Origin of the sequence: Shewanella sp. 10N.286.52.B9 (genome assembly GCF_002873635.1) — a bacterium.
Lineage (GTDB): Bacteria > Pseudomonadota > Gammaproteobacteria > Enterobacterales > Shewanellaceae > Shewanella.
Genome location: NZ_MCTY01000159.1, coordinates 1 through 15,212, shown reverse-complemented (window position 1 = coordinate 15,212; position 15,212 = coordinate 1). Strand labels below are relative to the sequence as shown.

General features: G+C 41.3%; 11 protein-coding genes and 1 riboswitch. Of the genes, 3 read left to right on the top strand and 8 right to left on the bottom strand.

All coding sequences use genetic code 11. The features are described 5' to 3' along the window. Window positions 1–301 precede the first annotated feature (301 nt). From BCU91_RS08785 to BCU91_RS08770, 4 genes are all read right to left on the bottom strand, one after another. Complete coding sequence (locus BCU91_RS08785) at window positions 302–808, bottom strand: hypothetical protein (RefSeq protein ID WP_133126595.1); 507 nt, start codon at window positions 806–808, stop codon at window positions 302–304. Between the two features lie 642 nt (window positions 809–1,450). Further along, entirely contained in the window at window positions 1,451–1,795 is a 345-nt protein-coding gene (locus BCU91_RS08780; RefSeq protein ID WP_102477004.1) for an FKBP-type peptidyl-prolyl cis-trans isomerase, read from the bottom strand. Window positions 1,796–2,372: 577 nt separating this feature from the next. Further along, window positions 2,373–2,774: a hypothetical protein gene (locus BCU91_RS08775; protein WP_102440648.1), complete on the bottom strand. Its 402-nt coding sequence runs from the start codon at window positions 2,772–2,774 to the stop codon at window positions 2,373–2,375. A gap of 121 nt (window positions 2,775–2,895) precedes the next feature. Further along, window positions 2,896–3,411 (bottom strand): DUF1097 domain-containing protein, encoded by a 516-nt coding sequence (locus BCU91_RS08770; RefSeq protein ID WP_102440649.1) that lies wholly within the window; start codon window positions 3,409–3,411, stop codon window positions 2,896–2,898. A gap of 415 nt (window positions 3,412–3,826) precedes the next feature. Here BCU91_RS08770 and BCU91_RS08760 point away from each other — a divergent pair, with 415 nt between their 5' ends. Both BCU91_RS08760 and BCU91_RS08755 read left to right on the top strand, forming a co-directional pair. Continuing rightward, on the top strand, window positions 3,827–5,164 hold the full coding sequence (locus tag BCU91_RS08760) for a coproporphyrinogen III oxidase family protein (protein ID WP_102440650.1): 1,338 nt from the start codon (window positions 3,827–3,829) through the stop codon (window positions 5,162–5,164). Window positions 5,165–5,570: 406 nt separating this feature from the next. Next, window positions 5,571–7,361: an acyl-CoA dehydrogenase C-terminal domain-containing protein gene (locus BCU91_RS08755; RefSeq protein ID WP_102531305.1), complete on the top strand. Its 1,791-nt coding sequence runs from the start codon at window positions 5,571–5,573 to the stop codon at window positions 7,359–7,361. A gap of 237 nt (window positions 7,362–7,598) precedes the next feature. Here the strand turns inward: BCU91_RS08755 and BCU91_RS08750 are convergent, their stop codons facing one another. Next, window positions 7,599–8,177: a thymidine kinase gene (locus BCU91_RS08750; RefSeq protein WP_076540377.1), complete on the bottom strand. Its 579-nt coding sequence runs from the start codon at window positions 8,175–8,177 to the stop codon at window positions 7,599–7,601. A gap of 304 nt (window positions 8,178–8,481) precedes the next feature. Here BCU91_RS08750 and BCU91_RS08745 point away from each other — a divergent pair, with 304 nt between their 5' ends. Next, window positions 8,482–10,623, top strand: coding sequence for a M3 family metallopeptidase (locus BCU91_RS08745; protein ID WP_102476999.1), 2,142 nt, complete (start codon window positions 8,482–8,484; stop codon window positions 10,621–10,623). Window positions 10,624–11,078: 455 nt separating this feature from the next. Here the strand turns inward: BCU91_RS08745 and BCU91_RS08740 are convergent, their stop codons facing one another. From BCU91_RS08740 to BCU91_RS08730, 3 genes are all read right to left on the bottom strand, one after another. Continuing rightward, complete coding sequence (locus BCU91_RS08740; protein WP_102476998.1) at window positions 11,079–12,635, bottom strand: Na+/H+ antiporter NhaC family protein; 1,557 nt, start codon at window positions 12,633–12,635, stop codon at window positions 11,079–11,081. A 77-nt stretch (window positions 12,636–12,712) separates the two neighbouring features. Next, a riboswitch (Lysine riboswitch) is annotated at window positions 12,713–12,933 on the bottom strand. A gap of 409 nt (window positions 12,934–13,342) precedes the next feature. After that, on the bottom strand, window positions 13,343–14,266 hold the full coding sequence (locus BCU91_RS08735; protein ID WP_102476997.1) for an FAD-binding protein: 924 nt from the start codon (window positions 14,264–14,266) through the stop codon (window positions 13,343–13,345). A gap of 2 nt (window positions 14,267–14,268) precedes the next feature. After that, window positions 14,269–15,018, bottom strand: a complete 750-nt coding sequence (locus tag BCU91_RS08730; RefSeq protein ID WP_102440655.1) for an electron transfer flavoprotein subunit beta/FixA family protein — start codon at window positions 15,016–15,018, stop codon at window positions 14,269–14,271. Window positions 15,019–15,212 lie beyond the last annotated feature (194 nt).

Here is a 15,212-nt window from a genome sequence, read left to right as displayed (position 1 = left end):
CGAAAGCGTCAGCTATTTTCGAATAAGACCGAAGGTGACAACTTCGCCGGAGCGGCATGGGATGGTTCTTAGAAAGAGTAAGAGGGGGATTGCTGTTGTTTCCCCTCTTGGTCGGGTGTGGGTGGATAACCCACGACTTTGACTTTAGCAACCGACAGGTTGTAATCAATTCAATCAAAAATTCAGCCACTAAAAAAGGAAAAATAAACATTGGAGTCACTGATAAATTAAACTAGATAATCCCCATTGAAAGTGTCTGAATGCGTTAAGCTAATTTACATGATGTAGACAAGCCATTGCATTAATCATAAATCGCTTGCCGATATGTTGAATCAAAGCCAACTAATAATTTTTCGACATAAAGTAGATTAATCTCATTTGGCTTGAAATTTTTCCCCGCCGATATTTTGTCTCTGTACTTAATAAGAGCTTCTTTATCTCGCATCAAAAATGCGATATTCGCATTCACAAAGTCATTCCACATTAAAGGAAAATCATCCAAATCTTCCTCAATATCGATGACAGAGTTTGCATAAACAATTGCAGCTTCATATTCACCATTAAAGGCTTTCATTTGCGCTAAATGCCATCTTAAAGAGCTTCTTTGAGATTGATTTGCAATGATATATAACTCTAAAAGTTCAGCAGCTTCTTTAAAGCAAAACATCCTCTCAAGTGGGCGAAAGCCGTTATTCTCAGTTTGATCGAACTCTTCATATGTAAAAGCTAACTCATTTTGAATTTTGCTTTTTAGCAAAATTTCACATTCATCAGCAAGTAAATCACTAGAGGTAATCAGCACTAACATGATAATTAATCTTTTAAGCATAAGTTTGAACCATATCCTTTGCTTCATAAACTTAACAATCTGATAAGACTATAGAATATTCACATTAGAGTAAACTAATTAGAAAATCTCCAATTTCACCTGCGGATTCAATATTCTCCGTTGGAAGTTGCTGAGGGCGTTGAAGAAAATAGCGTGAGCCAGACATGGATGTCTGGCTAGCTTTCGTTTGGCCATGGATGGCCTATCGAAAGCGTCAGCTATTTTCAAATAAGACCGAAGGTGACAACTTCGCCGGAGCGGCATGGGATGGTTCTTAGAAAGAGTAAGAGGGGGATTGCTGTTGTTTCCCCTCTTGGTCGGGTGTGAGTGGAAAACCCACGACTTTGACTTTAGCAACCGACAGGTTGTAATCAAACCAAACCAATCAAAACTCATCCACTAAAAAGGAATACCAATGTATTTCCCAATTCAGCCAATGTGGGTGGATAGCCCACGACTTTAGCAACCGTCAGGTTGTAATCCAATAAAAGTAAACTTAATTAAAAAAGCAGTTAGCCCTGCTGATAGGTTAGCCATAAACAACAATGGCAACATTACTGTTGCCATTCATCATTCACTACAATGCTGATGATTAATCTCAGCAGTTATAAAGTACTAATATTAATCATCACGGGTTAGCACTTCTAATAATTCAATTTCAAAGAATAGATCAGAATTAGGCGGGATTTTATCGCCAATTTTGCGCTCGCCATAACCAAGGTGAGCAGGGACTGACAGTTTACGTGTTCCGCCGACCTTCATTGGGTTGTCGCCAATAATACCTTGATACCAACCTTGGATAACCCGTTTAGCGGTGATCACCACTTGAAATGCTTCTGAGCTATCAAATACGCTGCCATCGGCTAATTTACCGGTATATTTACAGGTGATTAATGCACCTTTTTCTGCGGCTTTGCCTTCACCAACCGTGATGTCGGTAATATTAAGTTCTGCAAGGGAGGTCATACGAATGCCTTTTCTATAAAATAATGTCGCTATGATAACAGCAAATTGACTCAATTCAGATGCTAAAAATAACTCATAGTCAGTATTTTGCAGCGTTTTTCATCGCTAAATGCTGTTGTAAACATGCTTAGATACTGCCAAACGTTTTTAGCCTATCTTCATTGTCGCTGGGGTAATGACCGCCATTGTTAAATAAGTGGGATCAAGAAAAATGGTTCTTAGAAAAGTAAGAGGCGGATTGCTGTTGTTTCCCCTCTTCGTCGGGTGTGGGTGGATAACCCACGACGTTGACTTTAGCAACCGACAGCTTGTAATCCTGCCACTAACTCTCAATCACCAATCACCAATCACCAATCACCAATCACCAATCACCAATCACCAATCACCAGCTATCAAGTTACATCCAATCAAACAAACCATCAAACAAACCATCAAACCATCAAAAATCAGCCACAAAAAAGGGAATACCTTGGTATTCCCTACTTCACTAACTCACTAGCTAAAGCTTTGATTACAACTTTAACCAAAACGATGGCAACAAATCTCAACTTAGCCATTCAATCGGCAGATTGAAAACCTAGAAGTGATATCTCACCCCAGCAATGGCTTCTAATTTCACTTTAACATCATCAAGTATATACAAGGTCGGTTGTGCTTCAGCAAAAAAGGTAAAACGCTCCACTTTAGCGTGAGCACCAAACACCGCTCTAGCACCTAACTGAATATCATCTTTATGTGAGTCAGCAATTTTACCCCCAAGGCCCCAATAAAAATTTGGGTTATCTTGGAAATTAAAGGTTCTATCCATAGTAAAAGATAACTCGTCAAATCCAACACCAATCTTGTAATCATCAATTTTGACATTGATACCTGAATCACTACCCACCATTAAACCCACTTGTGGCGCGGCGTTAACTGATGAACTGCTAAAAAGACTGAATAAAGCGATGAGGGTTAAAGCCAGTGTTACGGATCTCATGTGATACCTTGCTAGATGCTAAATGGGGCAACATCCTAGCGAGTTAGCACAAGGGAGTAAATTAATTTGTGCTAACTCAATGACAAAAAATGCTGCTTTTACAATGGGTTTACTAACAGGCTTATAACTCTTTCGCTGCATTATTATTAGCGGCATCAACTGATTTATTTACCGATAAACCTTGAAACTTTTCAGTCAAATTAATCAACTGCCCCGTCAATAAACTCATGCTGTAACCCAGCATAGCGCCAATTAACAATGGCGGTAATATTGCAGCAATATCGCCTCCCATGGCAAAAGTGACACAACAGCCAATAAATGCCCCAGGAATGAATGCCAGCTTTTGATAGCTTGCCTGTAAACACATTGCTGAGGTTGCGATAGCTGTAAAGAGGTAACCAAATGTCGGTGACACAAACAAGCTACTGCCAGCAATAATTAACCAGCCCCAAAATACACCTGATAAATTAGTGCTCATGGCCATGAACATACCTTTTATGCCTGATTCAGCCTGAGCAAAAAAAGTACTACAACTTAAAAAGCCAATCCAAGTAACTAACTGAAATACATCGGCCACACCAGCCCATAATCCCGCCAAAAGCCCTGCTGAAATGGCTATCTGCCAACGATGTTTCATAGTTTTCCCCTTGCACATAGTTTATAAAATAAAATGAAGAGTTCTTTAAAAAATACAATTGCGCATAATGTACGCTATTTGCAGCCTGAGTAAAAGTGATCACACGCGTGTTTTAATTAATTGCCCACCTGCCGCAACGACAGCGTTAGCACTATATTCAATATTAGTGATTCAAAATAAACTATTAACCACAATGAAAATTAGGAACGGTTAACGGCTTCGTACAAAAAAACAACAAATAATCAAAATATTGCAGTCTGCAACTGCTACAAGAAAGTGATAACCATCAAACTTTAGTAACAAATTACCCTCTAATTTGTAGATATTTGTATCTTCATGCTTCAGCCGACATTTATCACCACTGGAGTCCATTAGTCTGGTTATATTAGACATAATGATATCAATGAGGGCTTTAATGAAATCCACTCTCTCAACCACAAGGTTAGACCTTGCAACCAATAGCCTCGACTGGGTTATGGGTCAAACGATTAAACGCTCTTTAAGCTTGAAAAATGCGGTTGAAGTTGATGTTGACGCCAAAGACTATATCCCTGAAAAACCCATCGAAACCCTCTATATTCACATTCCTTTTTGCCATACTTTATGCCGTTTTTGCTCATTCCATAAAATCAAATTTGTTGAAGGCATTGCCAGAGAGTATTTCAAAGCCCTGAGAAAAGAAATTAGAGAAGTTATTGCCAAAGGCTATACCTTTAACCGGGTTTATATTGGCGGTGGTACTACGACCATTTTAGAAGATGAGTTGATTAAAACCATCGAGATGATTAAATCGATCACCACGGTACGCGAGGTCTCTTGCGAAAGCGATCCAATCTACTTTAAAGAAGGCAATCCACATTTACTTAAAGGCTTAGTGGATAGAATGTCCATTGGGGTGCAAAGCTTTGACGATAAGATTTTAAAAGCCAGTGGCCGTTTTGAAAAGTTTGGCTCGGGATTACAGCAAGCTGAATACGTTAGCCGCGCCATTGAGGTCATCCCCACTGTAAACCTCGATATGATGTATGGCTTTAAGGTGCAAACGCCTGAGTCAATTGCTTGGGATCTTGAGCAAACGATTCGCTTAAGCCCTGATCAAATTACTACTTATCCACTGACTATCGGCATTGGTAAAAACCGTAAAAAAGCAGGTAGCCTTGCAGGTGAGCCTAATGAGCTTTGGCCGCAATTTCTAGCTGTTAAACAAGCGTTAGGTGACAAGTACATAATGGAGTTCCCATGGACATTTAGCCGTAATTTTGGCCAACCAGTTGAAAACAAATATGTGCTCGACGGTGAAGATTGCTTTGGGGTTGGCTCTGGTGCCTTTGGCCGCTTTGGCGAGCAATTCAACATTTCCAGCTTTGATATCCCAACCTATATTGAGCGTATCAATGCCGGCCATAGTGGTACCTGTTATACCAAACCTCTTGAGCAAAAAGCGCTAATACAACATCACTTAATGATGATGATGGGTCATGGTGTATTAGATAATCAACAATTTAAAGCCCATACCGGTAAAACATTGTGGCAGGCATTTCCCTTAGAAATGAGTTATTTGCATGCAGCTGGGGCAATAAAAAAACAAGGCAGTAACTACCGCACTACCACTGAAGGGCAATTTATTGCGCTGAAAATGTTCTCCGGTTTCTTAGCGGGAATGGACTATCTGCGCGAGCAAGCAAGGGAGTTGCCGTTATCACAACAACAAGACCGCGAATTAACTGAATCAGTACTTACGTGCACTAACTAAATGCTATAACTAGGGCGATAAACGTGGTTTTGAGTTAAACTTTAGCAGCCATTGCCACAATACTGAATCGATGTAGCATTCACAGGGATGTGAGTGCTAGTTTCAAATCAATCACTCAAATCAATCACTCAAATCAGCTTTAATTCAAAACTAGCTCAATACAACCCATTGACTATATTACCTATTAGCATAATAGAAGCACATCAATCTCACTTTTCAATAGCCATCCACATTCAATAACGACACCTGACGCTATAATTGCCGCTGTGAAGTTAACAAACCGCCGATAAATAATTACTGAGTTTTTGCTCAAAGTTAGTTATGGTTAAACACCTGTTTAATTCTTGAACATCAATTCTGTCACTATGCGAGTAAGCACAGAAATATCATAAGAAAGGATCCTATTATGCCGATTTATCAAGCCCCCCTTAGAGATTATCAATTCATATTATCTGAATTACTTAATATTTATCAGCAACCTAACTTATCAGGTTTTGATGAAATCGACCCTGAGCTTGCTGATGCTATTTTGCAAGGCGTGGCCGATTTCACTACCGAGATTATGTTGCCGCTTAATGCTTCAGGTGATCTTGAAGGTTGTCAGCTTGTGGATGGCAAAGTGATTACCCCAAAAGGATTTAAACAGGCGTATAAACAATACGTTGATGATGGTTGGGCCACATTAACCTGTGATCCTGAATATGGCGGTCAAGGCTTACCCGAAGTTATTGGCACCTTTGCCACCGAAATGAAAACCGCCACCAATATGGCCTTTGCCATGTACCCAGGGTTAACCCATGGTGCTTACTCAGCTATCCACGTTCATGGTAGTGATGCACTGAAACAAAAATACCTTGCCAAGCTCGTCAGTGGTGAGTGGACTGGCACCATGAACTTAACTGAGTCTCATGCTGGCACTGATTTAGCTTTACTGCGCACTAAGGCAACCCCAGCTGCAGATGGCCAATTTGCCATTAGCGGTGAAAAAATATTTATCTCATCTGGTGATCATGATTTAGCGGAAAATATCATTCACTTGGTATTAGCTAAATTACCTGACGCTCCAGAAGGCGTTAAAGGGATCTCATTGTTTGCGGTACCTAAGTTTATGGTTAACGATGACGGCAGTTTGGGTGAAGCTAATAGTTTATCTGCCACCGGTCTTGAACATAAAATGGGTATTCATGGTAACTCCACCTGTGTGATGCATTTTGATAATGCTCTAGGTGAATTAGTCGGCGCACCTCATCAAGGTTTAAAGGCAATGTTCACCATGATGAATCAAGCCCGCTTAGGCGTCGGCATTCAGGGTTTAGGCGTGTCTGATATCGCTTATCAAAACGCATTGGAATATGCTAAAGGTCGCATTCAAGGCCGCGCGTTATCTGGTGCTAAACAACCAGAGCAAGCCGCTGACTCTATTTTAGTTCATGGCGATGTGCGCAGAATGCTGTTGTCGCAAAAAGCATTTAATGAAGGCACCCGCGCCTTAATGGGCCAGCAAGCGCTTTGGCTAGACTCTGCTGAGCGCCATACTGATCCCGCACAAGCAAAACAAGCTTCAATGCTGGCAGCGCTATTTACCCCAATAGTAAAAGGCTTTGTCACCGACCAAGGCTTTAAAGCCTGTGTTGATGCGCAGCAAGTTTATGGCGGCCACGGATATATTAACGAATGGGGCATGGAACAATTTGTCCGCGATATTCGCATTGCGATGATTTATGAAGGCACCAATGGCGTACAAGCATTGGATTTAGTTGGCCGTAAATTACTCTCAGATAAAGGCGCTGCACTGACATTGTGGTCAGGGATGGTTAAACAACTCATCCAAGAAAACAGCGCCAATGCAAACATGCAGCCTTACATTGCCGGCTTAATGGATGCGGCAGGCGATTTAGAAAAAGCCACTGGCTTTATCGTCAAAACTGCCAGCACTAATCCAGATATTATTGGCGCAGCTTCTATGGCCTACATGCAGTTATTTGGCATCACCACGCTGGCGTGGATGTGGACCCGTATTGCCGCCACCTCGTTTGCAGCTATTGAAGCTGGTACTGAAGAAACGGAGTTCTATAAAGGCAAACTTAAAACCGCTCAGTTTTATATGAGCTACTGGGGCAGTCAGACTCGAAGCTTACGTAAGCAAATTGAAGCAAGTAGCGAACATATTGCCAGCTTTGATGACGCGGATTTTTAATCGCTGATAACGATACATTCAAACTACGCCCTAATAATATCTGAGTTACTGGGGTAGCTAGGCTCGAAGTTTACCTAAGCAAATTGAAGCGAGTAGCGCATATTGCTAATTTTGATGAGGCGGATTTTTTAACGCTGCTTTGTAAGTAACTACCAAAAACAAGTCCAAACAAAAACAGCGCCTATAAATCAATATAGGCGCTGTTTTATTTAAGAGTAACTCGTTAACTGCAACGAACTAGTCCCAAAGAAATTCTCTAAAATGCTTACGGCATACCGACTCGTAACTTTCGTTACCGCCAATGGCAACTTGCTCACCATCACGCATAGGCTTACCGTTGCCATCCAGTCTTAACACCATGTTGGCTTTACGGCCGCAATGGCAAATAGTTTTAAGTTCTACCAATTTATCAGCCCAGGCTAATAAGTATTGGCTTCCGGTAAACAATTCACCTTGAAAGTCGGTTTTTAAACCATAGCACAGCACTGGAATATCAAAATTATCAACCACATGGGTTAACTGCTTAACTTGCTCTTTACTTAAAAATTGCGACTCATCAATTAATATGCAGTGCAGCTTTTGTTCAGCAAGTTGCTTTTCAATAAAATAAGCAAGGTTATCACCATCACTAAAAACATGGGCTTCGGTTTCAATACCAATACGAGAAGCCACTTTGCCAATACCATAACGATCATCAATTGACGCTGTCATGACTAAGGTATTCATTCCACGTTCACGGTAGTTGTACGATGATTGCAGTAGCGAAGTTGATTTACCTGCATTCATTGCAGAATAGTAGAAGTAGAGTTGCGCCAAAACGGTGTGTCCTTATGGTTATTTACCGTGGCAGTTTATCATTTTTTCAGCAGCGAAATAAGCGTTAGAATAGATAAACTCATGTCGGTATCACAAAAAATCATCTCTGTGCAGCTGCGCTTTTGAGCTAATCACCTCTCGCAGCAGTAATTACATGTTAAATCCAGTTAACATGTCACATTTATTAAACAGTTAACGTTAAAAAAGCCATCATAGTTCACGCTTTTTGTATTACTTCAGATACGATTAAGAAACAATTGATAGATTGTTTGAACAATAAAATATAATAGGAAGTCTAAACACTATGCATAAAACACTTGTTGCTGCAGCTATTGCTGCCACAATCGTCGTAGGTGGATGCTCAATCTCAAATACTGATACAACCCAAGCTGAAAACGTCACTATGATACAAGCAGATAATCCTTTTTTTGCTCCAAGCAGCTTGCAATATCAAACCCCTAATTTTGCTGACATAAAAAATGAGCACTTCTTACCTGCGCTTGAGCAAGGTATCAATGAGCATTACCAGCAAATCTTGGTTATTGCTAACAATCCAGCGCCTGCAACCTTTGAAAATACCATTGTTGCCATGGAAAAAAGCGGTGAACTATTAGGCCGTACATCGAAGGTTTTTTATAATTTAACCGGTTCAACAAGTAACCCTGAGCTACGTAAAATACAGGGCATTATGGCGCCTAAAATGGCAGCCCACTCTGACAACATTAATTTAAATGCTGCACTTTTTAGCCGCATTGAACAGATTTATAACAGCCGTGAAGGCTTAGAAATTAGCCCTGAAGCAAAACGCTTAATTGAAGTTTATCATCAACGTTTTGTTCTAGCGGGCGCTAAACTAACAGAAGCGCAAAAACAGCAAATTCGTGTATTGAATGAAGAGCAGTCAACCTTGACTAACGAATTCTCACAGCGACTAATGCGCTTAAGTAAAGAAATCGCCGTAGTCGTTGAGGATGAGTCAGAGCTTGCGGGTTTATCAGCAACCGCCATTAAATCAGCAGCCATTGATGCCAGTGCAGCAGGCCATGAAGGTAAATACTTACTTAGCATTACCAACACCACTCGTCAGCCTGTATTAGCCCAACTAGACAACCGTCAGTTACGTCAACAAGTATGGCAAGCATCTGCTAACCGCGGTTTAACGGGTGACAATGAAACCGCTTCTTTAGTGGCTCGTTTAGCGCAACTACGTGCCGAAAAAGCCCAATTACTGGGTTATGACAGTTGGGCAGATTACCGCTTAGCGCCACAAATGGCCAAAACCCCAGATGCGGTTTATAAGATGTTTGGCTCAATGGTGCCTGCTGTAGTTGAAAACACCCAAAAAGAAGCCGCAGACATACAAGCAATGATCACCAAAATGGGCGGCGACTTTACCCTTGAACCATGGGATTGGGCTTATTATGCCGAGCGTGTACGTAAAGAAAAATTTGATTTAGATGAGGCATCAATTAAGCCTTATTTTGAATTTAATCGTGTACTGGAAGATGGCGTGTTTTTCACTCTTAAAGAATTGTATGGCGTGACCTTAACACCAAGACCTGATCTGCCTGTTTATCACCCTGATGTAAAAGCGTATGAAATGTTTGATGAAGATGGCAGCAGTATGGCTATCTTTTATGCTGATTACTTTTCTCGTGAAGGTAAACGTGGCGGCGCTTGGATGAACTCGTTTGTGGGTCAGTCTGAGTTATTAAACAACAAGCCTGTGGTAGTTAATGTGATGAACATTAAGAAAGCCCCTGAAGGTCAGCCAACATTTGTGAGCTACAGTGAAGTCACCACCATGTTCCATGAAATGGGCCATGGTACCCACGGTATGTTCTCAAAAGTTACTTACCCATCACTTGCGGGTACCTCAGTATCACGTGACTTTGTAGAGTTCCCATCGACATTTGAAGAAGACTGGGCAGCGCACCCTAAAGTGCTGGCTAACTATGCTAAGCACTATGAAACAGGCGAAGTCATTCCTGAGGCACTACTAGAAAAATTACTTGAGTCTCGCAGCTTTAATCAAGGGTTTGACACCTTAGAGTATATGGCGGCAGCACTAGTTGATTTAGAGTGGCATTCACTTGCTGCTGATGTGCCATTACAAGATGTGGCGAGCTTTGAAGCAAGCGCCCTGAAAAAACACGGTGTTGACATTAAAGCGGTACCACCTCGTTACCGCTCAAGCTATTTTGCTCACGCTTTCCCGGGCGGCTACTCTGCAAGTTATTACGCTTACATGTGGAGTGAAATCCTTGCAGCTGATGCCTTTGCTTACGTACAAACTCAAGGCGGTCTAAACCGTGAAATTGGGATGAAGTATCGCAAAACCATTCGTGAAGTGGGTAACTCAGTACCACCAATGGATGCGTATAAAGCCTTCAGAGGTCAAGAGCCGACGACTGATGCATTACTTGAGCGTCGTGGTTTAAACTAACGCTATTAGAACCTTGTGGCTTAACATCATTTAAGTTTGGTTAAAGCTAATTTTATTTAGCACTTAAACTTAAATCCTAAAAATGCCGCTCATTTGAGCGGCATTTTTTTATCTCAATTTTCACCTAGATCCGAGTACGCTGATTAGCAGTACCTGTTAATCCCTATAATTGCTAACCCTTGCACTCACCATTGGCAGAAACAGTCATTCACTCACAGTGCTAATCGCTGCTTCTCTTCGCTAACAATAACTGCTGCATAAACAAAACATGTGAGCTTAAACCTTTGAGGTTCACTCTAGTGATTCGACTTAGATATTTAGCTTATATATACCACTTTATTATGCAGCCTTGATTTTAAAACATAAAAAATACCGCTCATCTGAGCGGCATTTTCATACAAGTTAGCTATATCTAAAGTTCGCGATAAGCTTAAATCAAACCGAGTTAGCTTACGCTATTTAGTGATCAACTTCAGTCCAATAACGCTTAATACAAATAGCACACTACAGGTGACCAAGCCCATGGCCACTGACGCGGTAAAACCTAATACACCGTAGCCAATAATACTAATGACCGCCACGATTAACGCATAAGGTAATTGCGTCATTACGTGATCGATATGGTGACAACTCGCCCCCGTTGACGACAAGATAGTGGTATCTGAAATCGGTGAACAATGATCGCCAAATACTGCACCAGATAACACGGCTGCAAGCATAGGTAACATCATAGTGCTATCACTGCCCATCGCCATATCAGCTGCAATTGGCAACATGATACCGAAGGTACCCCAGCTGGTGCCGGTTGCAAATGCGGTTAGGCCTGCTAATAAAAATAATACTGCAGGTAGCATCGCAAATGGAATATTGCCTGTGGCTAAACTGGCCATGTATTTACCGGTTTCAAGGTTGCCAATAACCGTTGAAATCGTCCAAGCAAATAACAAAATATAAATGGCAGGTAGCATTGATTTAGCGCCAAGTTTGATGCCAGTGAACACCATAGGCAGAGCAATTTTTTGCTTCACAGTTAATACTAAGGTGACCGCTAACCCCACCAGTGAACCGTAAAATAGTGACGAGCTCACTTCAGTATTTTCAAATGCTCCTAAAATGCTAAAAGGTAAATCATTAGCTGATAATGCATCAGCGCCTGACGCCACCATGAAATAGAAGGTTGCCGCAACTAACACTAATATAGGTAAGAATAAGCCAATGATTTTACCGGTTTCCGCTTCTGGTAAATCGGCTGTGGCTCCTGGTGGTAAGCCTTTAGATTCGTCGAACAACTCACCCTTTTGGGCATTTTGTTCATGCTTACGCATTGGGCCAATATCTAAACCAAATAACGCCACACACACCAATAATAATAATGCAAAAATGGCATAAAAGTTCATTGGGATCATTTGCAGGAACACACTTAAATGCCCTGTATCAGCAAAGCCATGAGCCGTTAAAATCCCGCCGATCAGGGCGATAATGTACGCCCCCCAGCTTGAAACAGGCGAGATAACACAAATTGGTGCCGCTGTTGAATCCAATAAGTAGGCTAATTTAGCCCGTGAAATGTGGTAACGGTCGGTGATTGGACGTGCAATAGATCCCACCACAATACTGTTAAAGTAGTCATCAATAAACACTACAACACCAAGGAAGATAGTCATCAACTTGGCATCACGTTTATTGCGAATACGTTGATGAGCCCAATCAGCAAAGGCGCGAGCTGAACCACTTACCGTGATTAATGCCGTGATCATGCCCAAAATCACCAAGAAACCTAAAATTTGTAGGTTCCATGAATTGAGCGCGCCATCATCCCAAACTAGACCCGTGACGGTAGTCAGTAAATTTGAGGCTGCAGCGCTAACTGAAAAATCACCGAGTAAAAACACCCCGGTGATAATACCTAAGCCCAATGAAAGTAAGACTCGGCGAGTTAATACTGCGAGCAAAATAGCCACTACTGGTGGCAAAAGCGAGAGAGCCGAATCGGCGTAACTTGTTATCATCATTTCTTATAATTTCTTCGTTGAGTACGAATGGAGAATAACTGATAAGGCAAGTTTACGTTGAATACGTAAACGAAATTCTTTTCAGTAGCACTCCACAGTAATATCAATATCGTTGTCGATATATATTCTTCTACCCTTTCGGATAGAAATTACCATGACAGTGCAGTCCCTTTCGGTAACTGCCCCAATAAATGGTTTTGATAGAATCCATTTACTTCGGCACTAAATCCTTTCCGAATAAGTTATTGGCATCACCCAACTCACCCGTACTGATACTTAATGCACCTCTACTTATGCTAACAACAGAAAGGCTCTGTATATCAACACCCCATCATACAAACATAAGCAGTAGCATCATTGCCAGATAAAACTTGATTATCTTGTGATATATAACATCACAACTAAAACCGCGCACATTGACGCAGCACCAGTGTAACCTTTTATTAGCAAGGGTTCATATTTAACGCAGTGGTAATTTTTGCTCACTGATAGAACAGCACCGCAAATAACAACGCATTAGTATAAATTGGCAGCAACTATCTACGGAACATTAAAAAAGGCTTTTACCTCTCGGTAAAAGCCTTTTAGTGCCGTTTTTTATTAGTGGATATTAACTCACTAAAAAACTAGCGTAGCCATAATCCTATTATAAAGAGCATTATTTAGGACTCTTATTTAGGGCTCTAATTAAGGGCTCTAATTAAGGACTATAGCAAATTAGTTAGCTCAGGGATCGCTTCAAACAAATCAGCTTCCAGACCATAATCTGCAACCTGGAAAATCGGCGCTTCAGGATCTTTGTTGATTGCCACAATGACTTTAGAGTCTTTCATACCAGCAAGATGCTGAATAGCCCCTGAGATACCTACAGCAATATACAAATCAGGTGCGACAATTTTACCAGTTTGACCTACTTGTAAATCATTCGGTACAAAGCCAGCATCAACAGCTGCGCGCGAAGCACCAACAGCAGCAGTTAATTTATCAGCAAGCGCTTCTAAAATAGCAAAGTTCTCACCACTGCCCATACCGCGGCCGCCGGAAACAATCACCCCAGCACTGCCAAGCTCTGGACGCTCTGATTCAGTTAATGTTTGCGAAACAAATTCTGCCGCTGCTGTGGCAACAAAATCAACCATAACCGCTTCTGCACTGCCGTCATTGGTTGCGGCATCAAAAGCACTGGTTCGTACTGTTAGCACTTTAACCGCATCTAAACTTTGCACTGTCGCTAATGCCGAACCGGCATAAACAGGACGCACGAAGGTATCTGGGCTTACAACTTCAATCACTTCAGAAATTTGCGCCACATCTAATAACGCCGCGACTCGTGGCAGGGTATCTTTACCGACACTGCTAGCCGCAGAAATAATATGTTCGTAATCACCTGCAAGGTTAACCACTAACTGTGAAAGGTTTTCTGCTAGTTGCGCTTGATACACAGCATTATCAGCAACTAATACCTTGCTTACGCCTGTTAATGCTTGCGCTGCGGTAACTGCTGCAGCGCAATCACTACCAGCAACTAACACATGCACATCACCACCAATGGCAACCGCTGCGCTTACTGCTTTAGCGGTATCTAATTTTAAGCTTGCGTTATCATGTTCAGCTAATACTAAAATAGTCATAATTAGATCACCTTCGCTTCATTTTTTAACTTTTCAACTAATTCAGCCACTGAATTCACCATGATGCCAGCTTTACGCTCAGCTGGAGGGGTGACTTTTATAATGGTTTGATGTGCTTTTAAGCTTACGCCTAAATCATCAATTGAAAGTGTCTCTAATGGCTTACGCTTAGCTTTCATAATATTAGGTAATGATGCGTAACGAGGTTCATTTAAACGTAAATCAACCGTAACCACCGCTGGTAATGGCATTTTTATTGTTTGTAAGCCGCCGTCAATCTCACGGGTTACTTCTGCACTGTCTGCCGTTAATGTTAGCTCTGATGCAAACGTTGCTTGAGGCATATTCGTTAATGCAGCTAGCATTTGACCGGTTTGGTTATTGTCGCCATCAATAGATTGCTTACCAAATATCACTAATTCTGCTTGTTCTTTTTCTTGAACCGCTTTTAAAATTTTAGCAATCGATAACGGCACTAACTCGTCATCAGTCAGGACATGAATAGCACGGTCGGCACCAAGCGCCATCGAGGTACGTAATTGTTCTTGAGCATTTTTAGCTCCAATAGTGACCACAACAATTTCCGTAACACTTCCTGCTTCTTTCAATCTTACAGCTTCTTCAACTGCAATTTCACAGAATGGGTTTAACGCCATTTTCAAATTAGCAGTATCAACATTTGTGTTGTCAGCGTTTACTCTGACCTTCACATTTGCATCGACTACGCGCTTTACAGGCACCAATACTTTCATGGGATTTCCTTTTACACCTTCAATGTATGTGGACGGCACATTGGTTTTAACCAATGTAATATGGCTCAACTTTACGGCCTGTTAACGTTAACGTCAACCTAAGTCAAACACTTGTTTATATTTTTTTTGGCTCAATGTGCGTTTAAAAGAACTGACATCTGCACAATTTATATTAAATAAGGTACCTAAAAGGT